Annotated in this window: 21 protein-coding genes; 12 read left to right on the plus strand and 9 right to left on the minus strand. The window is 67.7% G+C overall.

The genetic code is table 11. The features are described 5' to 3' along the window. The first annotated feature begins 47 nt into the window (after positions 1 to 47). Both OHA70_RS25665 and OHA70_RS25670 read left to right on the plus strand, forming a co-directional pair. Positions 48 to 650 (plus strand): dihydrofolate reductase family protein, encoded by a 603-nt coding sequence (locus OHA70_RS25665; protein ID WP_328321930.1) that lies wholly within the window; start codon positions 48 to 50, stop codon positions 648 to 650. 112 nt (positions 651 to 762) lie between these two features. Continuing rightward, positions 763 to 1116: a VOC family protein gene (locus OHA70_RS25670; RefSeq protein ID WP_328321932.1), complete on the plus strand. Its 354-nt coding sequence runs from the start codon at positions 763 to 765 to the stop codon at positions 1114 to 1116. Here OHA70_RS25670 and OHA70_RS25675 read toward each other — a convergent pair. Beyond that, entirely contained in the window at positions 1113 to 2240 is a 1128-nt protein-coding gene (locus OHA70_RS25675; protein ID WP_328321934.1) for a winged helix DNA-binding domain-containing protein, read from the minus strand. The two genes, OHA70_RS25670 and OHA70_RS25675, sit on opposite strands and share 4 nt — an antisense overlap. After that, complete coding sequence (locus OHA70_RS25680; protein ID WP_328321936.1) at positions 2237 to 3502, minus strand: alpha/beta fold hydrolase; 1266 nt, start codon at positions 3500 to 3502, stop codon at positions 2237 to 2239. The genes OHA70_RS25675 and OHA70_RS25680 overlap by 4 nt, the downstream gene beginning before the upstream one ends. 47 nt (positions 3503 to 3549) lie before the next feature. Here OHA70_RS25680 and OHA70_RS25685 point away from each other — a divergent pair, with 47 nt between their 5' ends. Together OHA70_RS25685 and OHA70_RS25690 are read left to right on the plus strand one after the other, a co-directional pair. Next, positions 3550 to 4416, plus strand: coding sequence for an exodeoxyribonuclease III (locus OHA70_RS25685; protein WP_328321938.1), 867 nt, complete (start codon positions 3550 to 3552; stop codon positions 4414 to 4416). Between the two features lies 1 nt (position 4417). Further along, a complete protein-coding gene (locus OHA70_RS25690) occupies positions 4418 to 5548 on the plus strand; it encodes a hypothetical protein (protein ID WP_328321939.1) in 1131 nt (376 codons plus the stop codon). On the opposite strand, the gene OHA70_RS25695 is transcribed toward OHA70_RS25690, so the two are convergent. Further along, on the minus strand, positions 5541 to 6041 hold the full coding sequence (locus OHA70_RS25695; protein WP_328321941.1) for a mycothiol transferase: 501 nt from the start codon (positions 6039 to 6041) through the stop codon (positions 5541 to 5543). The two genes, OHA70_RS25690 and OHA70_RS25695, sit on opposite strands and share 8 nt — an antisense overlap. A gap of 67 nt (positions 6042 to 6108) precedes the next feature. On the opposite strand from OHA70_RS25695, the gene OHA70_RS25700 reads away from it, so the two are divergent. Beyond that, the gene (locus OHA70_RS25700) at positions 6109 to 7140 is read left to right on the plus strand and encodes an aldo/keto reductase (protein WP_328321943.1); all 1032 of its coding nucleotides are present in this window, start codon (positions 6109 to 6111) and stop codon (positions 7138 to 7140) included. Positions 7141 to 7152: 12 nt separating this feature from the next. Here the strand turns inward: OHA70_RS25700 and OHA70_RS25705 are convergent, their stop codons facing one another. Continuing rightward, positions 7153 to 7725, minus strand: coding sequence for a hypothetical protein (locus tag OHA70_RS25705; RefSeq protein WP_328321945.1), 573 nt, complete (start codon positions 7723 to 7725; stop codon positions 7153 to 7155). Beyond that, complete coding sequence (locus OHA70_RS25710) at positions 7725 to 8429, minus strand: M50 family metallopeptidase (protein WP_328321947.1); 705 nt, start codon at positions 8427 to 8429, stop codon at positions 7725 to 7727. The genes OHA70_RS25705 and OHA70_RS25710 overlap by 1 nt, the downstream gene beginning before the upstream one ends. A 112-nt stretch (positions 8430 to 8541) precedes the next feature. On the opposite strand from OHA70_RS25710, the gene OHA70_RS25715 reads away from it, so the two are divergent. Together OHA70_RS25715 and OHA70_RS25720 are read left to right on the plus strand one after the other, a co-directional pair. Next, the gene (locus OHA70_RS25715; protein ID WP_328321949.1) at positions 8542 to 10437 is read left to right on the plus strand and encodes a S41 family peptidase; all 1896 of its coding nucleotides are present in this window, start codon (positions 8542 to 8544) and stop codon (positions 10435 to 10437) included. Positions 10438 to 10614: 177 nt separating this feature from the next. Next, positions 10615 to 11463: a phosphatase PAP2 family protein gene (locus OHA70_RS25720; protein WP_328321951.1), complete on the plus strand. Its 849-nt coding sequence runs from the start codon at positions 10615 to 10617 to the stop codon at positions 11461 to 11463. Here the strand turns inward: OHA70_RS25720 and OHA70_RS25725 are convergent. From OHA70_RS25725 to OHA70_RS25735, 3 genes are all read right to left on the minus strand, one after another. Beyond that, positions 11403 to 13694 (minus strand): bifunctional SulP family inorganic anion transporter/carbonic anhydrase, encoded by a 2292-nt coding sequence (locus OHA70_RS25725; protein WP_328321953.1) that lies wholly within the window; start codon positions 13692 to 13694, stop codon positions 11403 to 11405. The two genes, OHA70_RS25720 and OHA70_RS25725, sit on opposite strands and share 61 nt — an antisense overlap. A gap of 78 nt (positions 13695 to 13772) precedes the next feature. After that, positions 13773 to 14180: a nuclear transport factor 2 family protein gene (locus OHA70_RS25730; RefSeq protein WP_328321955.1), complete on the minus strand. Its 408-nt coding sequence runs from the start codon at positions 14178 to 14180 to the stop codon at positions 13773 to 13775. Next, positions 14177 to 15073 (minus strand): zinc-binding dehydrogenase, encoded by an 897-nt coding sequence (locus OHA70_RS25735; RefSeq protein ID WP_328321957.1) that lies wholly within the window; start codon positions 15071 to 15073, stop codon positions 14177 to 14179. Before OHA70_RS25735 ends, OHA70_RS25730 begins: the two co-directional genes overlap by 4 nt. Before the next feature lie 90 nt (positions 15074 to 15163). Here OHA70_RS25735 and OHA70_RS25740 point away from each other — a divergent pair, with 90 nt between their 5' ends. From OHA70_RS25740 to OHA70_RS25755, 4 genes are all read left to right on the plus strand, one after another. Beyond that, entirely contained in the window at positions 15164 to 15556 is a 393-nt protein-coding gene (locus tag OHA70_RS25740) for a winged helix-turn-helix transcriptional regulator (protein WP_328321959.1), read from the plus strand. Further along, entirely contained in the window at positions 15553 to 16335 is a 783-nt protein-coding gene (locus OHA70_RS25745) for an SDR family NAD(P)-dependent oxidoreductase (RefSeq protein WP_328321961.1), read from the plus strand. Before OHA70_RS25740 ends, OHA70_RS25745 begins: the two co-directional genes overlap by 4 nt. Positions 16336 to 16757: 422 nt before the next feature. Next, entirely contained in the window at positions 16758 to 18266 is a 1509-nt protein-coding gene (locus OHA70_RS25750) for a lysyl oxidase family protein (protein ID WP_328321964.1), read from the plus strand. A gap of 120 nt (positions 18267 to 18386) precedes the next feature. Beyond that, positions 18387 to 19085, plus strand: a complete 699-nt coding sequence (locus tag OHA70_RS25755) for an SRPBCC family protein (RefSeq protein WP_328321966.1) — start codon at positions 18387 to 18389, stop codon at positions 19083 to 19085. On the opposite strand, the gene OHA70_RS25760 is transcribed toward OHA70_RS25755, so the two are convergent. Further along, positions 19079 to 20596 (minus strand): MFS transporter, encoded by a 1518-nt coding sequence (locus OHA70_RS25760; RefSeq protein ID WP_328321968.1) that lies wholly within the window; start codon positions 20594 to 20596, stop codon positions 19079 to 19081. The two genes, OHA70_RS25755 and OHA70_RS25760, sit on opposite strands and share 7 nt — an antisense overlap. Before the next feature lie 121 nt (positions 20597 to 20717). Between OHA70_RS25760 and OHA70_RS25765 the strand changes: the two genes are divergently transcribed. Beyond that, a complete protein-coding gene (locus tag OHA70_RS25765) occupies positions 20718 to 21593 on the plus strand; it encodes a LysR substrate-binding domain-containing protein (protein ID WP_328321970.1) in 876 nt (291 codons plus the stop codon). Positions 21594 to 21604: the final 11 nt, after the last annotated feature.

Raw genomic sequence — 21604 nt, forward strand, 5'->3', positions numbered from 1 at the left:
CGAGGGTTGAGCCATCGGAACAACAACCCCTGACGGAGGAACCCGAAATGACCGACACCTCGCACCGTACCGTCGTAGCGAACATCTCCCTGACCCTCGACGGACGGGTGAACGGCCCCGGTGGCGACTACGACCAGAGCTGGGTCGTACCGCACGTGATGACCCACGTCGCACTGGCGCACATGACCCGGGTGACCGGGCCGGCGACCACGGCGCTGCTCGGCCGGAAGAACTACGAAGGCTTCGGTGGCTACTGGCCGACCGTCGCCGATGACGAGACCGCGCCGGCCGAGAGCCGGGAGTTCTCGCGCTGGCTCAACGAGGTCGACAAGGTCGTCTTCTCGACCACACTGCGCGACGCAGCCTGGCAGAACACCCGGATCGCGACCAGCGACCCGGCCACGACGGTGAAGGAGCTGCGAGGGCAGCAGGGCGGCGACATCGTCGTACTGGCGAGCACGAGCGTGATCAAGGCGCTGCTCGCGGCGGATGAGGTCGACCGGCTGTCGGTGACGCTGTGCCCGGAGCTGGTCGGCGGTGGCGTGCACCTGTTCGACGAGACGCTCACCCGCGGCTCGTGGACGCTCGCCGACTCCACCCCGACGGACAGCGGCGCCCTCTGCCTCCTGTACGACCGCAAGCGCGACTGACCGGTTCGCTTTGACGGGGTGCGCACGGTTGGGTTCTTCGTACGGTCCGACGTACTGGTGAAGCTCTGCTACCCGGACGTGATTCGTCCGGGTAGCTGGGTACCGTGCCGGCATGGCTATTGGAAAGTACCCAAGTTTCGCGCTCGACTGCCCGGATCCGGTTGCCCTGGCGGAGTTCTACGGCGCAGTGCTGGGCTGGGAAGTAACGAAGGACGACAAGTGGAGTGAGATCCGCGGCGACGGCCAATGCATCTGCTTCCAGCGCGTCGACGACTACCGCGCGCCGGTCTGGCCAGGTCAGGACGTGCCGCAGCAGATGCATCTCGACGTCATGGTCCTGGACCTCGACGTCGCCGAAGCGGAAGTACTCGAGCTCGGCGCGACCAAACCGGACCACCAGCCCGGTACTACCTTCCGCGTCTTCCTCGACCCGGCCGGCCACCCGTTCTGCCTCTGCGTCGACTAACCGTTGAGCAAGCGGGTGTCTCCGGCGGGGAGTTTGGACCACCAGTTGTTGTAGCGGGAGTAGACGGCTGGGTCGCGGTCGGCGAGGAAGGTGGTGAGCGACTCGGCCTCGGTGCGAAGGGCCTTCCAGACCTTGGCGGGTAGGCGGTGGAAGGCTGTGGCTTCGATGCCTGCGGGCGTTGGGCGCCAGAGGCCGGCGACGTGGCCGTCCACGAGGAGAGTAGGCAGGACGTCGCCGTTGGTGCGGGTGACGATCGACTTGTACTCCGTGGGCACGATGCGCGAGCGGTCCTCGTAGGCGAGCAGGGTGCTGTCCCACATGGCCATCAGGCGTGGGGGAGCGGGTGTGTCCGCCGGGGGCCGGGGAGCATCCGGTACGTCGTACAGCTCCTTGCCGTCGGGCCCTTCGAGAACGACCAGCTTGTCTCGCAGTGTTGCAATGGCGGTCTTGGCGCGGCTCCGGTGGACGGAGGCGAACTGGGCGACGTCGGGCATCGACGCCGGGCCGAATCCTTCGAGGTAGCGCCAGACGAGTGTCTCCAGGGCGCCGGTCGCCAGGTCTTCGGAGTACGGGGAAGGCTGGGGCGAGGCGACGTACAGGGGGCGTTGGCCGAAGGACCAAGGGCCGCCGGTCGGCGCGTGGAGGACGGGGACGAAGCTGCGGAGGCCCCACCACACGTCTTTGCCGGGGATGTCGCAGTGCCCGCCGATCCATTGCTCGATCTCCGCGTTGGTGCGCGGCTTGGCGGTGAACTCAAGCAGGCCGGGGATGAGTTCATGCGCGTCTCCGAGCGGCAGGCCGCCGGCGCGTGCTTGCGTCAGGCGCATCCGCAGGGTCGCCTGCATGGCGGTGTGCAGCGGTGGATGATCGTCGCGATGCACAGCATGCAAGGTGAAACGCATCAGTGTCGCCTTCACCACCTGCCCGTCGAGGAACGCGGCGTCGAGGTCGGCGGCTTTGAAGTCGAGGAGACGGTTCCAGAGCGCGACGTACGGCGAGGCCGCATGCTGCGCCTGGATGGCGACGATGCGTCGGGTGCCCTCGACGGCGCTCAGGGCCTCCCGCTTGAGCAACAGCTGCCGCGCCAGGGTGGCCCGATTGAGCTCCTCGGCACTGATCTTCATGTGCTCGGCGGGAGGTCTGCGGCGATGGTGAGCAGGCGGTCGAGGACCGAGCCGCCGGACGCGCGGCCGCCGTCGTGCTCCCACTCGTTGGTGATCCAGGTCTTGAGGTTGCCGACGCGGGCGGCCGTCTGGAGTGAGAGCCCGGCGTCGACGTACATGTCGTCATGCCAGACCGCGGCGGCGACCGGGACGCGATTGCCCTGCAGGCGCTGTACGTCGTACAGGGGGGTCCAGTCGGTCGCGCTGGCGAGGAGGTCGGCGGCCTCCTTGAAGGGCTTCAGCAGGCCGATCTCCTCGAGCATCCAGGGATAGATCATCTCGCCGGTGAAGAGGAAGTGCTCGGCGTCGCCGTCGAACTCGGCCGGACGGAGGCGCTCGGCGGACCAGTTCGTCGGCCGGTCGTCCTGGGCGTAGATGAGCTCGTGCAGGACGCTGAAGAGCGGACCAGTTCCGAACTGCGAGTGGTTCATGGCGCCGTAGAGGAACTCCGCGCCCAGTTCGTCGCCGTCCCAGGCGCTGTCGATCAGCCAGTGCAGGGTCTCCGCGTAGTCGCCCATGCCGAGGTCGAGGCCGAGCAGCTGGAACCGCCGGACGGTCAACGGGTCGCCGTCGGGGAGCCGTACTTCGTTGTCCCGCAGGTGATCCACGATCCGGCGGACCCGTTCGACGTCCTCGGGGTAGCGCTGGTAGAACGCCTCCACCTTGGCGCGTACTCGCGGATACGTCTGGCTGTAGACGTCGTCGGCGGTCGTGTCTAGACCGGGCAGACCACCCGTGATCAGGCAGGTCTTGAGGCCCTCGGGCGCCAGCGACAGGTAGGTCAGCGTGATGAAGCCGCCGTAGCTCGTACCGAGCGTCGTCCACGGCTTGTCGGGGCTGAGTTGCGCTCTGATGAACTCCGCGTCGCGCACGATCGAGTCGGCGCGGAAGTGCCGCAGGTACGCCGCTAGCTCGGCCGGGGCGAGCCTGGACGCAGTACGGGCTGTTACGGCAGTACTGCGACCTGTGCCGCGCTGGTCGAGGAGCAGCACGCGGTAGTCCTGGGTTGCCCGGCCGATCCACCCACTGGCCCCCGTGGGTCGCGGGGACGCGCCACCCGGGCCGCCCTGCAAGTAGATGAGCCAGGGCAGGTCAGCATCGACCTTGGCCGCCGCAACGACCTCACGGGCCAGCACCTCGATGGTCGACCCGTCCGGCTGCGAGTGATCGAGCGGCACGGTGAACACGTGGTCGGTGACGACAAGTCCTGGAAGTCTGGGCACCCGCCCATTGTCCCCAGTCGAGCTGAACGAGAGCTAACGTGGGGCGGGTGCGAGTAGCTACCTGGAATGTGAACTCGGTCAAGCAGCGGATGCCGCGGTTGTTGGAGTGGCTGGATGAGCGGCAGCCTGATGTCGTCTGCTTGCAGGAGACGAAGCTGGCGGACGATGCCTTCACGAAGCTGCTGGGGGACGAGCTGTCGGGGCGCGGGTATGAGAGCGCTGTGTATGGGCAGGCGCAGTGGAATGGGGTCGCGCTGCTGTCCAAGGTCGGGCTGGAGGATGTCGTCACCGGGGTTGCCGGGGCGCCTGGATTCCCTGACCCTGAGGCGCGGGCGATCGCGGCGACGTGTGGTGGGGTGCGGATTCATTCGCTGTACGTGCCGAACGGGCGGGAGCCTGACTCGGACCACTACCAGTACAAGCTGGCCTGGCTTGCTGCGTTGAAGGATGTCATCGCGGCCGGGCCGGCTGAGCAGATCGTCTGCGGCGACATGAACATCGCGCCGACCGATGCTGACGTGTTCGACCCCGCGGCGTTTGTCGGGTCGACTCACGTGACCGCGCCGGAGCGGCAGGCTCTTGCTGAGCTGATGTCGACCGGGCTGCACGATGTCGTCCGCGATCGCTGGCCGACCGAGCGGGTGTTCAGCTACTGGGACTACCGCGCCGGGATGTTCCACCAGGACCTCGGGATGCGGATCGACCTGATGCTCACCTCCGAGCCGGTCGCCGAACGGGTCAAGGCGGCCTGGATCGATCGCAAGGCACGCAAGGGCACCGGCCCCAGCGACCACGCGCCGGTGATCATCGACCTCGACACCGCCCCCGACGGCGACATCGGTCCGGTCGTACCACCGCCGTCCGCACCACGCGGCGCCAAGAAGAAGACCACCAAGCTCCCGCAGAACCGCTGACGTGAAAGGCCTCCGCCTGGCCGCGTTCGTCAGCGCGCTCTCACTGGTGATGGCAAGTTGCTCCTCAGAGGACAAAGCAGCGCCGCCGCAGGCTGTGGTGTGGACGCAGGTTGAGGTGCCGGCCGAGCCCGTAGTACTGACTGGGCATGGTGACGAGTTGCTGATCGGGCTGCGGGATCGCAGTGCGAAGCTCGTGCCGAGGTTGTTGCTCCAGCAGGCGGACGGCAGTCGGCAAGAGATCAAGGTCGAGGGCAAGAGCCCGTACGGCGTGCTGGCGACCTGGCAGTCCATCGCGTACGACGGCCAGCGGCTGGTCGCCCTCGGTGGCGCCTCGGGTGGGGCGCACTCCAACACCCGGTGGACGGTGTGGACCGGATCGAGCAAGGCGCTGACGGAGTACCCGCAGGAGTTCAACACCTTCGGCGGGCAGAACGCGGGCGGCCTGTACTCCGCGATCATCACGCCCGCCGGTGAAGCGCTCGCCGGCACCTGGGGGAGTGCGAACACCGGGCTGGACGGCGCGATCTGGTTGCCGCAAGGGCCCACCAAGTGGGTGCGCCAGTCATCGGCGAAGACGCCGTTGGAGAGTGTGCCCAAGCTGCTGCTCAGCCCGAGCTACGGCACCGCGCTCGGCGACGGAATCCTGCTGGTCGGTTCCCAGGTCCGGCTCGATTCCAAGGTCAAGCAGGAGGCCGCGGTCTGGCGCTCGACCAAGGTCAACCAGGGCTGGAGCCGGATCGAGCTGCCGGAGCTGGGGGATCGCAGTCAAGGCAACACGGCGACCTGTACCAGCGCGACGGCCTGCACCATCTCCGGCTTCGTCGACGCCAAGCTCGCGATCTGGCAGCTCGACGGTGATCAGGGCAAGCGGCTGGCGAACGTACCGGCGATCGCGGTCGGCGACAAGGACAATCTGCCGCCGCCGCTGTCCGTCGACGGGCGGATCTACCAGCTGATTGCCGAGGGCAACAAGGTGAAGGTGGTCAGCGGGCGCGACGGCAGCTGGACGGTGCAGGAGTCGACCGGACCGGAGGGCGTCGTGAAGGACGCCGCCCTGGTCGGCAAGACCCTCTACCTACTCGCCGGCCCGGCCGACAAACCTGCGTCCCTGTGGAAGACGACCCTCAGGTGAGCAGGCCGCGGACGTAGGCGGCTTGGCCTGCGTGTTGCAGGTCGTCGGAGAGCACGCTGATCAGGCGGACTCCGAGCGTGACCGGTGGGTTCCACCGCTTGTCGACGACCCTGTTGAGCTCATCGTCGGTCAGTGTCGTCAGGTACTCGACGCTGCGGTTGTGGACGGCGTCGTAGTACCCGAGAAGCTGCTCGCCGGACAGCTTGACCGCGGCGACGTCGTCAGCTGAATGCCCGTACCCGGTATCGGCCGCGTCGAACGGCAGCCCGAGCCGCTCATGCCAGCCATCGGCCGTGTAGGTCTGCTCATATCCACCCGCATCCGCCAGGTGGTCGTCCTGGATCCGGCTCAGATGCCAGACCAGCCACGCGATCGAGTTGCCGGAATCCTGCGGCCGCGTCGCGAGCGTCTTGTCGTCCAGCCCCTCGACGGCCCCGTGCACGACCTCCTGGATCCGGCCGAAGGCGTCGAGCAACAGTTCACTGGTGTTCATCGAAATCCCTTCGTCACACGGAGTCTAGTCTGGTCAGGACATTAGGTTTCTCGAGCGAGGAGCAGTCGTGGAATACCGCACTCTGGGTAGCAGTGGCACGGTCGTGTCGACGTACGCGCTGGGCACGATGACGTTCGGCAACGAGACCGACGAGGTCGGCGCGCACGAGCAGCTCGACCGGTATGTCGAGGCCGGCGGCAACTTCGTCGACACCGCCGACGTGTACACCCGTGGCGCCTCGGAGAACATCATCGGGCATTGGCTGTCCAAGTCGGGCGCCCGCGACAACGTCGTACTGGCGACCAAGGGCCGCTTCCCGATGGGGGACGGGCCGAACGATCTCGGTACGTCGCGGCGGCACCTGCGGCAGGCGCTCGACGCGTCGCTGACCCGCCTTGGCACCGACCATGTCGACCTCTACCAGCTGCACGCCTGGGACCCGATCACCCCGCTGCAGGAGAGCCTGAGCTTCCTGGAGGACGCAGTACGGGCCGGCAAGATCCTGTACGGCGGACTGTCGAACTTCACCGGCTGGCAGCTGCAGAAGGCGTGCGACCTGATCGACCGGCGCGGCTGGTCGCCACTGGTCACGCTGCAACCGCAGTACAACCTGCTGGTGCGTGAGATCGAGTGGGAGATCATCCCGGCGGCTCAGGAGAACGGCCTCGGGCTACTGCCCTGGTCGCCGCTCGGTGGTGGCTGGCTGACCGGCAAGTACTCCTTCGACGAGGAGCCGACGGGTGACACGCGGTTGGGCGACGACCCGAACCGCGGCGTCGAGTCGTGGCACCGCCGCAGCAAGAACCAGCGGGTGCGCGACGTGGTGGATGCGGTCCGCGCGATCGCCGAGGCGCGGGGCGTCTCGATGGCTCAGATCGCGCTCGCCTGGCTCGTCGACCGGCCGGCGATCACCTCGGTCATCCTCGGCGCTCGCACGATGACGCAACTCAACGACAACCTTGCGGCGGCCGGCCTGCACCTCACGGCCGAGGAGACCCAGCAACTCGACGAGGCGAGCGACCCGGGCGCGGCCGACTACCCGTACGGCGGTCCGGGCGTCGACCAGCGCGACCGCACGATCACAGGCGGCCGGGCCTAGTCCCGGTCGGGGCTAGTCCCCAACAGCTAGTCGAAGAGCGGCGTACGAGGAAACCAAAGCCCGCCGCTCTTCGACCAGCAGGCGGTCGTCGAGGTTGCGGCCTGCGGCGACCCAACGGTCGGAGTAATCCATCGCGTCGACGCGATGCGCCGCCGCCGGTCGTACCGCGTCCTTGTCAGCTGTATAGACATAGGAATAGAGGTCGACCAGCGCATCTTCGAGCTGCGCGCGGGTGACGCTGTCGTCGTGCTGATGCGCGCGATGGATCCGCCACCACTCGACCTCGAGCCGCGCGGCCTTGGCCGGATCCAAGTCCTCGGACCCGGCGACCAACGTGTAGAAGCGGCGCATGTACGCCCGCGCGCCATCCGGCTGATTGTCCGGGAAGGGCGCCCAGAGCTGGTTGGCCTTGAGTACGTACCAGGCGCCGGCGAGCGTCCGCGCCCGACTCATCCCAAACCCCGCGGCGACCATCCCGACGGAGCTGCGCAGGAACTTGATCCAATCGTGTCGGTAGTACGCCACCCAGGCATCGGTCTCGCGATTGCCGACGACGACGGGGTCGAACGACCGTGGCCCGGTCATCAGCTTGGGAGGAGTCCGGACCACACCACGCCGAGCGCGAGGCAGGCGAGCGTGAGGATGCCGAAGAAGCCGACCCAGAGAATCGCCGGTACGCCGGTGAGCCGCCGCAACTGATCTGCGTCAGAACTCCACCCGCCGCCGTGCCGCCGCGACCGTTGCAACTCCAGTACCGCACGTGGCGCCGCCAGCAACAGGAACCAGGTCAGCAGATGCGCGAACCCGGACTGCACCTGCTCCGACCCCCACCACGACACGCCGAACACGATCGCCCCGAAGGCAAGTACCGACCAGAGCCCGAACAGATTGCGGATCTGCAGCAACAGCAGAAGCAGCGCCGCGAGCAGTCCCCACAGCAACGCAACGGCGTACCCCTGCTTCAGCACGAAGGCCGCGGCGATCCCGAAGAGAGCCGGCCCCGGGTACCCGACGAGCAGCACGGCGATCATCCCCACGCCGTCGGGCTTGCCGCGCGACACGGTGACGCCGGACGTGTCCGAGTGCAACCGGATCCCGGCCAGCTGCCGCCCGACGAGCAACGCGATCAACCCGTGCGCGCCCTCATGCGCGATCGTCACGACCTGCCGCGTCTGCCGCCAGACCGGCCGCCACGCGATCAGCAGCAACGCGACGATGCCGGTCACGATCACGACCGTGCCTGAAGCACCCGGCTGCGTGCTCGTGATGTTGTCCCAAACCTCGCCCATCGCCCCATCCTTGCAGGCACCTGGTGAGGTCAGCTCCAGGGGATGTGGACGGACAGCGAGCCGTTGACAGCGATCAGGCCGGGCAGGACGGTGAGTACAAGGGGGAGAGACCATGAAGGCTGCTGCTGTTGTACCGCTGTCGCAATTTCTCGACTCGGCGGGGACGCTGACACTTGATCAGCGCAAGCTGCTCGTCGACCAATCGTTGCTGCTGCTCGAGCAGAACTACGTGCACCTGCCGCTGAAGGTCGCGATGCACGCCGTCAACCCGCTGCAGCGCCTGCGGGTGATGCGGGCCCGGATGGAACGCCACACCGCCGACACGATGGAGGCCGAGTGGCTCTTCCATCGGCAGATGTCGAGCATCTTCCACTCGGTCAGAGACCTGCATACCAACTACCTGCTGCCGGCGCCGTTCGCGGGCAAGATCGCGTACCTGCCGTTCATGATCGAGAAGTGTTCCGACGACGGCGGTGACCACTACCTCATCACCCGGACCGTCACCGGCTACACCGCGCCGCAGTTCGGGGCCGGTGCCGAGGTGACGCACTGGAACGGTACGCCGATCGCACGCGCCGTCGCTCTCAACGGCGCCCAGTTCGCCGGCAGCAACGAGGCCGCGAACCTCGCTCGCGGCCTCGAGTCCCTGACGTTGAGGCCCTTGGTGATCCAGTCGCCGCCGGACGAGGACTGGGTGACGTTGACCTACGTCGGCCTCGACGGCTCGGACCAGGAGCTGCGCGAGCAGTGGAAGGTGACGACCAACCTGCCGCCGATGACCGACCTCGACGCGCTCACGCCGGCCTCGGCGTCGATGGGTCTCGACCTGGATTCGGACGAGAAGTCGCGGGCCAAGAAAGCTTTGTACGTCCGCGAGGTCGTCGACCTGGAACGCGGCCAGAGCTCGGCCGAACTGGCCAAGCCCAAGGCAGTCGGCGGCGAGGACCTGCCGACGACGATGCCTGGCGTGTTCCGCGCCCGCGAGGTGGTCACCGCGGCCGGCACCTTCGGCCACCTGCGGATCTTCACCTTCAGCGTCACCGACCCGATCGCTTTCCGCGACGAGTTCGTCCGGCTGGCCGCCGCGCTGCCGCAGAACGGCCTGATCGTCGACGTGCGCGACAACGGCGGCGGGCACATCTTCGCGAGCGAGTTCACCCTGCAGACGATGACGCCGCGGCACATCTCGCCGGAGCCGGTGCAGTTCATCAGTACGCCGCTCAACCTGCGCATCTGCCGTCGCCACAAGGACAACCCGGCCGGTATCGACCTCGGCCCCTGGTTCGACTCGCTCGACCTCGCCACCGAGACCGGCGCCGCGTACTCCGCCGCGAAGCCGATCACCCCCGAGGACGGCGCCAACGCGATCGGCCAGACGTACTACGGTCCCGTCGTCCTCATCACCGATGCCCGCGTCTACTCGGCGACGGACATCTTCACCGCCGGCTTCGCGGACCACCAGATCGGCCAGATCCTCGGCGTCGACGACAACACCGGCGCCGGCGGCGCAAACGTCTGGACCCATGGCCTGCTGGCCACCCTGCTCAACGAGCCGCCGCCGCCGGACGAGACCTCGCCCTACGTCGCGCTGCCCAACGGGGCCAACCTGCGGGTCGCGATCCGCCGCACCCTGCGCGTCGGCGAACTGTCCGGCACTCCCGTCGAAGACCTCGGCGTCCGGCCGGACTCGACCCACCAGATGACCCGGCGAGATCTCCTCGAAGGCAACCTCGACCTGCTCGACGCAGCCGGCGCACTCCTGTCGGCGATGCCGGTCCGCCGCCTTGACGTCTCCACCAAACTCGCCGGTACGACGCTCAGCGTCACCCTGGACGTGGACGGCCTCGACCGCATCGACGTCTACCTCGACGACCGCCCGATCAGCTCCGAGGATCTCGCCGCAGACCCGATCAGCATCGACATCGTCGACGTCACCGCCGGCCAGATCCTCCGCACCGACGGCTACTCCGCCAACACCCTCACCGCCTCCCGCCGCACGGTCGTCTGACCGGCCGATCCCGCTGTGATCTCCTTCATATTCTTCGCAACTATCAGCAGATTGCGATAGTTTCGAAGATGTTAGTGAGATCACAGCTAAAACGAATGACCGTTCTTGATCTTCACCGGCCCGCAGGCGCAGGGTGGACGGTAGAGAACGAGCGTTCGGTTTCCAGGGGAGGGCGACATGGCGCAGGCAACTCTTTGCCGACCACTAGAGGACCTGCCCTCGCTGTCCCCGCCCGACGACCACCACGCGAAGCTGAAACGGGTCGTCCGGGAGATCGCACTGCTGGCCGTGCTGTTCGGCATCTACAACCTGGGCCGGCTCATCTCGGCCCATCACGCCGGCTCGGCCTTCATCCACGCGGACGAGGTGCGGCACTTCCAGGTCTGGCTCGGCCTGCCCACCGAGGCGCAGGTACAGCAGGTCGCCTTGCAGGTCCCCGACCTGGCCCGAGCCGCCAACCGGTACTACGCGATGGTGCACTTCCCGCTCACCGCCACCGTGCTGATCTGGCTGCTGATCCGTCGGCCGGCGGAGTACGCGAAAGCGCGCTGGGCGCTCGCGTCGCTGACCGGGCTGGCGCTGATCGGGCACCTCGTCTTCCCGCTGGCACCGCCGCGGATGTTCCCGCAGTACGGGCTCGTCGACACGGCGCAGCTGCTCGGCCAGTCGGTCTACAACGCTGACGCCGAGAGTGGGCTGGCGAATCAGTTCGCGGCGATGCCGAGCTTGCATGTCGGGTGGGCGTTCCTGGTTGCCGTGTTCCTGGTCCGGGCCACGAAGTCGCGCTGGCGGTGGCTGTGGATCGCGCATCCGGTGATCACGTTCGCGGTGGTCGTCGTGACGGCCAACCACTACTGGCTCGACGGGCTGGTCGCGCTCGGGTTGGCGATCCCGCTGGTGCTGATCTTCGACAGCCGGCGGGTGCGCCAGGACAGCGCACCCGCCGATGTCGCCCCGATGTCGACTCAGTTGTCTGCTGGCGGGGGAGCAGTCGTGGCGAGCTCCTCGTCGGCGCGTACCAGGTAGGGCTCGCGTTCGAGGACCAGCCGGGCGGCGGCTGCGCCGATGTCGAAGTACAGGCCGACCAGTTCGAGCCGGCCGGCCTCCTCGGCCTTGCGGACGCAGGCGAAGCTGCGGAGGTTCTCCAGTTGCACCGCCACGTTCGTGACGGACAGCTTGTCAGCCGGTGACAGTTTGATGCCTGTCACCGGGTCGATGATGTCGGGCAGCGCGGCGGACCGGCGTACCGACAGCTCGAGATGCTTCAGCCAGGTCCGCAGCGCGGAACCGTCGTTGCCGGAGGCATCGAGCGCGGCCGCGGCCGCACCGCAGTGTGAGTGACCGCAGACCACGATCTGGGCGACACTCAGTACCTCCACCGCGTACTCGACCGCCGCGTCGACAGAGTTGCTGTTCGACCCGTACGGCGGGACGAGGTTGCCCACGTTGCGGACGCAGAACTGGTCGCCCGGCCCGCTGGTGGTGATCATGTTCGGCACGATCCGCGAATCGGCGCAGGTGATGAACAACTGCGTCGGCTTCTGCCCATCGGCCGCGAGCCGCGCCATCATCGGCCGGATCGACTCGGCCGACTCCTCGAACTCGCGGATGCCGTTCAGCATCGCCGCGCGCTGGTCCACCTCCGGTACCACCTGGCGTTGCGGTTGCCAGGGGATGATCCGGCGGCCGGTGTCGCCACGCATCGCGGCCCGGAATGCCGCCCGGTTGAGGACGACCGAGCCGCCGCGCGCGAGGTGCCCGCGCCGCCAGTCCTCGATCGCCTCGTACGCCGCGTGGTCCAGGTGATCGACCTGGAGGTCCACCCGGACAGGAGCGCCCACCGGGATCGTGCGCAACGTCCTTACCAGGGAGGCGACTCCGAGAAAGACCAGCGTGCCGCGGATCCGGACGATCCACACGCCATCCTCCTCGGTCGTGGTGACCGTTGCCCTGGCCAACCGATACAGCACCCGGCCGAGCGCAAGGATGAGCCCGGCGAGCACGCCCTCGGCCAGTCCCAGGACGGCTACGCCTGCTGCGGTTACGACGTACACGAGAAGTTCGTCGTGGCGCCGGAGAGTGCGGATGTGGGCTAGCTGGACGAGTCTCAAGCCGGTGACCAGGAGGACGCCGGCCAGGGCGGCCATCGGGATCAGTTCGAGCATCGCGCCCGCCGCGAGTACGAAGACCGCGATCCAGACACCGTGCAGGATCGCCGACGCCCGGGACCGGGCACCGGCGGCGACGTTGGTGGAGCTGCGCACGATCACGCCGGTGACGGGCATGCCGCCGAGTGCACCGGAGATCGCGTTCGCGGCGCCCTGGCCGATCAGCTCGCGGTCGAGGTTGCTTCGCTTGCCGCGGTGAAGCTTGTCCACGGCAACGGCCGAGAGCAGTGACTCGACGCTGGCGACCAGGGCGATGGTCAGGACGGCCGTCGCGATCTCGAGCGGGCCGCCACCGGGCAGCGTGGGTGGGATGAGTTCCTTCAGCGGAGCGTCCGGCAGGCTGACGCGGGTGACGTCGACCATGAACGCGGCGGCCAGCGCGGTGACGGTAACCACCGCGACGAGTGGCGCGGGAACCATACGGACCTTGGGGATCCTCGGCCAGACGAGCAGGATCACCACGGTCAGGATGCCGACCAGCACGGAGCCCGCGTGATGGGCCACCAACTGTGCGGGAAGCCCTGCCACGTTGGCGATCAGGGAGCTTTGTGCTTGCCCGCCGAGCACCACGTGTAGCTGTTGCACGGCGATGGTGACGCCGATGCCGGCCAGCATGCCGTGCACCACGGCGGGGGACAGGGAGAGCGCGAGCCTGCCGATGCGGGTGACGCCCAGCAGGATCTGCAGAAGGCCGGCCGCGCAGGTGATCCCTGCGGTGGCGGCCCAGCCGAATTGCGTGGCCAGACCGGCCACGACGACCGTGAGGCCGGCGGCGGGACCGCTGACCTGCAAGGGGGAGCCGCCGAGCGCGCCGGCGACGATGCCACCGACGACGGCGGCGACGAGCCCGGCGATCAGCGGGGCTCCGGATGCGGCGGCGATCCCCAGCGAGAGCGGGATCGCGATCAGGAAGACGACCAGCGAAGCGGGTACGTCATGACGGACGATGGACCTCCACGAGCTGCGCTCGGGCGCAGCCTCGGACGGTGGCGGTGAGTGGTTGGGTGAGATGGTCGGCACGGGTCCTCCGGCGTTGGGTGCTGACAGCAACAGAACGTCGAAACAAAGGGTGTCGATCTGAGCACTCATAGTAACGGGCAGTTCAAGGCTGGACGAAGCGGTAATTCCAATTCGTTGCCTGCTGCCCTTTGACGGTTGCCTTGCCACCTAACCGGGGAAGAGCACCTGCCGGGCGTGGTCGGTGTCGAGATATTCGCGGACGGCGACGATCACGCCGTCCCGGACGGTGAAGACGCCGCCGCAGCGGTTGTCGTAGGCAACGCCGGACTTCGCGGTCGCCTGTGCGGTCCATTCGGCGAAGACCTGGTCGCCGTCGGCGAGGATGTTGGTGAGCTTGATGACCACCGGTTGGGTGGTGTCGAAGAGCTTCCCGGCGGCCGCGCCGAGGAAGTCGTCGACCACGGTGTCCCGTCCGCGCCAGGTGCCGGACAGCGGCAGGTCACCGGGGTAGGTCCACTCGACGTCGGGTGCGAAGCTCGCCCGGATGGCCGGCAGATCACCGGCCGCCACCGCCTCGACGTACCGGGTCACGACGGTCTTGGGGGTGTTCGTCACTGGTGTTCCCTTCCGAGAGTCAGTACTGCGTTACCGCGGATCCGCCGGTCGCGGAGGTCGTCGAGCACCGCGCCGGTCGTGGTCCAGTGCTCGATCCTGCCGAGCTCGGGATGCAACCGCCCGGTCGCGACGAGCCGGACGAGGGTCGCCAGGTCGGGGCCGTCGGCCGGCTCGGAGTCGTAGTGGAAGTGCTTGATGACGGCAGCCTCTGGGCCCTTGAAGAAGTCGAAGAAGTCCAGCGTCGATGCCTCGCGACTGGCCTGCCCGAACCAGATCAGCGTGCCGCCTGCCCGCAGTTTGGTGAGTGCTGCCGGAAGGCTGCGCCCACCAACCGACTCCAGCACGAGATCGAAGGGGCCGGTCGCGTCGGCCACGTCGTACGCGAGAGTCTCGGCACCGAGTTCCAGGAGCCGGGCGCCGCGTTCGGGTGAGGAGACAACCGCGGTGACCTCGGCGCCGGCGGCCGCAGCGAGTTCGGTGACGTAGTGGCCGACACCACCCGAGGCGCCGGTCAGCAGGACTCGACGGCCGAGGATGCTGCCCGCAGTACGGAGCAGTCGAACTGCCGTCAGCCCGGCCAGCGGTAGCGCGGCCGCTTGCTCGAAGGAGATCGCGTCGGGAAGTACGGCGGTCTGATGGGCCGGTACGACGACGCGCTCGGCCCAGCCGGAGTGAGGGAGGTGCGCGACGACCCGAGGGCCACCTTGGATGATCGTGCCGGCGATGTCCTTGCCTGGTCGCCAGCCCGGCCGGTCGGTCTCGAGCTGGAAGGTCTCGCCGCGGTTGACCGAGAAGGCCGCTACCTCGATCACCAGCTCGTCCGGACCCGGTTGGACCTCGTCGACCTCGGCCAGTCCGACTTCGCCGGGTCCGGTCGGTACCACTGCCAGCACTGCCCTTCTCCTTAACTAGACTCAAGGCTGAAGCTACGGATCCCGCCGGGGTTCGCGGAAGACGGCACTTTCTACTGCTATAGGCACCAAATGGATACCGACCAGGTCAGCGGCAGGTGGGACGCCAACAAGGGCGCCTGCCCGACCCGGCAGGTCCTCAGCCGGATCGGCGACACCTGGACGATGCTGGTGATCAGCACGCTCGAGCGCCACGGCACGATGCGGTCGGGGCAGCTGAAGGCGGCGATCGAGGGAATCACGCAGAAGATGCTCACCCAGACGCTGCGTCAACTCGAGCGCGACGGGGTGGTCCGGCGCGACGTGGTTCCTACGGTGCCGATCTCGGTCAGCTATACGCTGACCCCGCTGGGTCAGAGCCTGGGTGTCGCGGTCGCCACGATGCGCACCTGGGCCTACGACCACATGGACGAGATCGTTGCCGCTCGCAACGACTATGACGACCGACCGACCGCGGAGGAATGACACCAGTGGATCTGCAACTGTCCGGGAAGATCGCGGTGGTCACGGGAGCCAGCAAGGGGATCGGGCTGGCCTGTGTCGAGGCGCTGGCCTGGGAGGGGGTGCAGGTGGTTGGCATCTCACGTGATCCCGGCAACCTGGTTGCCGCCCAGAAGCTGCTCGCGGAGAAGGAGCTCGGGTTCGATGCCGAGGCGGTCGATCTGACGGATCCGGTGGCGACGGCCGGGGTGTTCGAGCGGATCGGGATCCCGGACATTTTGATCAACTGTGCCGGCGCAGCCCGGCGTACACCGCTGGCGGAGCTGGACAGCAAGGCGTTACATGCGGCGATGGAGGCGAAGTACTTCACCTATATGCATGCGACCGAGGCGGTCGTCCGCGGGATGGCCGCGCGGGGGTCGGGTTCGATCGTGAACATCGTCGGGCAGGGTGGCAAGGCGGCCAATCCGCTGCACATCGGCGGCGGTGCGGCGAACGCGGCGCTGATGCTCGCGTCCGTCGGCTATGCCAAGGCGTACGCCGATCAAGGGGTCCGGGTGAACGTGATCAACCCAGGAATGACCCGCACCGGTCGCGTCGACGAAGGCCTCGACGCCGCAGTCCGCGCCACCGGTCGCCCCAAGGAAGAACTACTCGCCGAGATGGTCGCCGAGATCCCGCTAGGCCGAGCCGCCGACCCCGCCGAGGTCGCCAACCTCGCCATCTTCCTCGCCTCGCCCAAAGCCAGCTACGTCACCGGCGCAGTCATCCCGATGGACGGCGGCGTCACCTCGGTCATCTAGGCCTCGTGACGCTGCGCGTCACCTCGGCCGTTCAAGTGCGGGGGACGTGAGAAGAGGACGGATCGCGGGCAGGCGGTCCGTCCCCTTCGCACGGCTCGGGGCTAGACGGTGATCCAGTCGATGTCGGCGATGTAGCCCGATGGGTTGGAGATCTTGAGGGAGGGTCCTCCGTGTGGGCGGAACGTGGACCGAGCCTAGGGTTGCTTAATTTACTTGGTCAAGTAATAAGCGTCGGTAACTTTAGGTGACGGATGTCTTCGCAGGCTGTAACACAACTGCCGTCCAACTGAGATCAACCTTGGCGGGGGTCTGCGGGTCTCTCTCTACGTAAGGGATCGATGACCCGTGTGAGGCGGGTCTGCCCGAACGGGAGGGGATTGATCATCAACATTTCACGGAAGTTCGGTCGTACGGCGGTGGCCGTGACCGGAGCCGCGACACTCGTCGCGCTCGCGGCGGGGGCCGCGGGCGCAGCGACGTCCACACCGCAGGCGGCGGCCCAGCCGCAGCTGAAGCTGGTGGCCGGCAGTACCGATGTGACGCTCGACCGGTACCCCGAGGGTGGCGGGGTCGTGCTCGACCTCGGCACCCACATGGTGGCCGGCGCCAAACCGATCGAGATCCGGGCGACGCGCAAGTCGTACAACGACCCGGTCGTCGGCAGCCAGATCGTCGACGGCAAGCCCAAGGCGCTGCCGGCCGGCTCGGTGACGGACTTCGGCGGCCTGGCGAAGTTCCTGCACCTGACCATCACCGATGCCACCGGCAAGAAGGTCTACGACAAGGACCGCAGCTTCTGCCTCAACGGCGAGGGCTCGCGGACCCGGCCGGACGCGCCGGCCACCTCGCCGTACCCGGAGGGGTGCAGCGCGAACCCGTTCACGCTCGGCGCGGTCTGGGGTCTGCAGGCCGGCTGGTCGTCGAACACCACCAGCTACTACGGCAACGACGAGGACGTCGACCTGCCGGAGGGCAAGTACACGGCGAAACTGACCGTCAACAAGGCGTACAAGGACTTCTTCAAGATCGGCGCGTACGACTCGGCCGTGACGCTGAAGGTGACGGTCAAGAACGTCGAGAACTGCGGCCATGGCGTCGCCGAGGGCTGCAAGCAGGCCTTCGCGAAGGCTCAGGCAGCGGCGCTCACCAAGAACGGTGTCGCGGCCAAGTCGGCGAAGATCGCGGCCAAGCCGCACACACAGCGGCCGGTCGGCAAGGCAGCGGTTCCGGCGGGTCCGAAGCCGGACCTGCGGTCGGTACCGGCGTGGGGGATCCAGGTCACCACCGGTGAGGAAGGCACGCCGGAGGCCGACAAGGACTACCTGGCGTTCTCGGCAACGGTGTGGAACGCGGGCCCGTCGCCGCTGGTGCTGGACGGTTTCCGGCAGCAGGGCAAGGACCTGATGGACGCGTACCAGTACTTCTACGACGCGAACGGCAAGGAGGTCGGGTACCAGAACACCGGCACGATGGAGTGGGACCCGCGGGAAGGCCACACCCACTGGCACTTCACCGACTTCGCCCGCTACAGCCTGCTGAGCTCCAAGCAGACCGAGGTCGTCCGCAGCCAGAAGGAAGCCTTCTGCCTGGCCGCGACCGACGCCATCGACTACACGGTCAAGAACGCCAACTGGCACCCGTCGAACACCGATCTGCACACCGCGTGCGGCAACCACGGATCGCTGTCGGTCCGCGAGGTGCTGGACGTCGGATCGGGTGACACCTACGAGCAGTTCCGTCCCGGCCAGTCCTTCGACATCACCGGCCTGGCGAACGGCACGTACTACATCCAGGTTCAGGCGAACCCGGAGAAGCGGCTGATCGAGTCGAGCACGGCGAACAACGTCGCCCTCCGCAAGGTGATCCTGGGCGGCACGCTGCACCACCGCACGGTCAAGGTTCCGCCGGTCGGTCTGATCGACGTTCCGTGATGACGCGTTAACTGCTGAACGCTGAGGCGGCCCTTCCTGGGGGAGGGCCGCCTTTGCGTTGTCCGGGTCCTGGGTACAGGTGGTGGAATGGCAGCAGCCGACACCGCAGGGAGAGCGACGATGACCGAGGAACGCCGGATCGAGGCCGAGATCCCGCTGGACGCGACTCCCGACGAGGTGTGGGAGGCGATCGCGACCGAGGCCGGCCTGACCGCGTGGTTCGCGCCGATGGACCCGGCGCCGGACGAGAACGGGGTGTCGGCCGACGGCGTCGTACTCCGCTGGGAGCCCGGTATCGGGTTCGCGATCCAGGCCGAGACGAGCGCTTTCGAGTACCTGATCGAGCCGCAGGACGACGGCTCGTCGATCCTGCGCTTCGTCCAGACCGGATTCCTGGGGGACGACTGGGAAGCGGAGTACGAGGCGACCGCGCGCGGCTGGGACCTCTACTTCCATACGCTGCAGCTGTACGTGTCGGGCTTCCATGGCGCGCCCGCCACCTATGTGGTTGCTGAAGGCCCCGCTTGGTCGGGCACGCCTGAGGCCTGGCAGAAGCTGCGCGACGCGGTCGGCGGCGAGGTCGGTACGAAGGTCGAGCTGGACGTCTACGGGCTCGGTATCGTCGTCGGAGAGGTGGACTACGACGGCCCAAGTCATCTCGGGATCACCACCGAGTACGCGATGCTCCGCTTCCACAACCGGAGCCTGCTCGGCATGCCCGTTGCCCTCGGCCACCATTACTACGGCCCCGGCCAGGACGCCAAGCGCCTTGAGGACGCCTGGCAATCCTGGCTCACGGAGTTCTACCTAGCTCAGTAGTGCAACGGCTTCTTCCTAGTACGCCGGGGTCGCGGGTGCTCAACGTCCTGCTGATGGTGCCTCCGAGCGATCGTGCGCGGCCGCTCGATCCGCGGCGCCGCCGGCCGCTCGACCCGTACTTCGGTCTGCTTCAGCCCGAGTCGCGGCGGCTGCAGCCACGGTGAGCGGGTGTCCGAGCGGACCACGACGACCCGGAACCGGCCGGTCCGGGCGAGCTTGATCCCGATCGCGATCGTCGCGATGGCCGGGATCATCCCGGCCAGCAGCAGACCGAACCGGGCACCCCAGTGCTGGGCGATCCAGCCGACGGTCGGTCCGCCGATCGCTCCACCGCCGATGAAGACCAGGTTGTAGATCCCGGCGACCCGGCCGCGGAGTCCGTCGGGAGTGGTGAGCTGAACCATCGACTGCGCAGCCGTGAGGAACATCAGCGTCGCCATACCGAGCGCGGCGAGCAGCGGCAGGAACGTCCAGAGCGACGGCTGGATCGCGGCCACCATCTCGGTCACCGCGAGGATCGAGGCGATCGCGACGAGGTTGCGCAGCCTGGTCGGCCGGACTCTCCTTGCCGACAGCAACGCTCCGGTCAGTGAGCCGACCGCAACGACGGAGTTCAGTACGCCGTACCCGGTGGCGCCGGTGTGGAAGACGCGATCCGCGAACGCGGTCAACGTGACCGGCAGGCTGATCGTGAACATGCCGTAGACACCGACCAGCGCGATCGCCCACCGGACAGCGGGCTCGTGGAACGCGTACTTCACGCCTGCTTTTAATCCATCACGGATCTTGATCCCCGCGCCGGCCTTGCGGGCAGCCTGCAGGCCGGGCATTTCGCTCTCGCGCATCATCGTCAGCGCGGTGATCGAGCCGAAGAAGGTCAGCGCGTTGAGCGTGAAGGCCCAGCCGGTGCCGACGGTGCCGAGCAGCGCGCCCCCGAGGGCCGGGCCGATCAGGCTGCCGAGCTGGAACGTCGACGAGACCATGCTGATCGCGTTGCGGAGCCGCTGCTTGCCGACGAGCTCGGTGACGAAGGACTGCCGGGTGGGGTTGTCGACGGCGGTCGCGAGGCCCAGGAAGAGGGCCAGTGAGTAGACCTGCCAGACCTGGACCTGGCCGGTGAACGCGAGGGTGGCGAGGATCGCGGCCGCCAGACCCATCGTGGACTGGGTGACCAGCAAGATCCTGCGCTTCGGGAAACGGTCGGCGATCACCCCGCCGTACAGGCCGAGCAGGAGGGTGGGCAGGAACTGGAGGGCGGTCGTGATGCCGACCGCGGTGGCGCTGCCGGTCAGTGTCAGGACCAGCCAGTCCTGGGCGATGCGCTGGACCCAGCCGCCGGTCGAGCTGACGAACAATCCGCTCACCAGGAGGCGGAAGTTACGGACCTGCAGAGCGCTGAAGGTGTCTCGGAAACCCGGCCTCTTGAGAGCGTCTTCGGGTTTCGCGGTGATGGTGCGGTGGGTGTGGAAATCGGCGACGGGGTGGACAGAACCGGTGGCCCGGGTGGTCAAGAGTCATCCCTACGGAAGTGGACTAGTCAGGGGAGGTCTCCTCCATCCTCACGGGGTGAGACCGGATTCCGACAGCGAATTACTCCTATTAGTCTTATTGCGTCCCGCAATGAGAGGTGTGATGGTGGCCTACGATCCGGACCAGTTGCGCACGTTCCTGGCGGTCGCGCAGTCGCTGAGCTTTACCCAGGCCGCGGAACGGCTGGGTATCCGGCAGCCGACGGTCAGCCAGCACGTTCGCAAACTCGAGACGGCGGTCGGGCGGCCGCTGTTCGTCCGCGACACGCGGACCGTGACGCTGACCGCGGACGGTGAGGCGATGGCCGGGTTCGCCCGGACGATCCTCGCGGCGCACGAGGAGGCGGCCGGGTACTTCACCGGCTCGGAGCTGCGTGGGCGGCTACGGTTCGGGGTGACCGACGATCTTGCGCTGACTCCGTTGCCACGGATTCTGCGGGACTTCCGGCAGTTGTACCCGCGGATCGACCTCGAGCTGACCGTTGCCCAGAGCCCCAATCTGTTGCGGCGGGTGGAGTCGGGTCATCTCGATCTGGCGTACGTCAAGCACAGTATGGGCGGTGGGTACGAGCCGAACGGGCGGGTGGTCCGGCGGGATCCACTCGTCTGGGCCGGGATCGCCGGCACCCGGATCGCGCCTGATGGGCCGGTTCCGTTGGTTGCTTATCAGGCGCCTAGTCTCAGTCGCTCGCTCGGCGTTCAGACGCTCGAGCAGGCTGGGCGGTCGTGTCGCATCACTTGCATCGTTCGCGGGGTCAATGGGGTGCTGGCCGCGGTCCGGGCGGGGTTGGGGATCGCGATCTTCGCGCGGTCGCTGATGCCGGCCGACCTGGTCGAGCCGCCGCCGAGTGCGGGGCTGCCGGAGTTGCCGGCCATCGACCTGGTCCTGATCACCAACCCACGAGCAGCCAAGGAACCCGCCGAGGCACTCACCTCGGCAATCCTCAGCAACAACGCTCCGCTCAAGCCAGCCGACTAGCCGCCCCGCGC

Source organism: Kribbella sp. NBC_00382 (assembly GCF_036067295.1).
In the GTDB taxonomy this organism is placed as follows: Bacteria; Actinomycetota; Actinomycetes; order Propionibacteriales; family Kribbellaceae; genus Kribbella.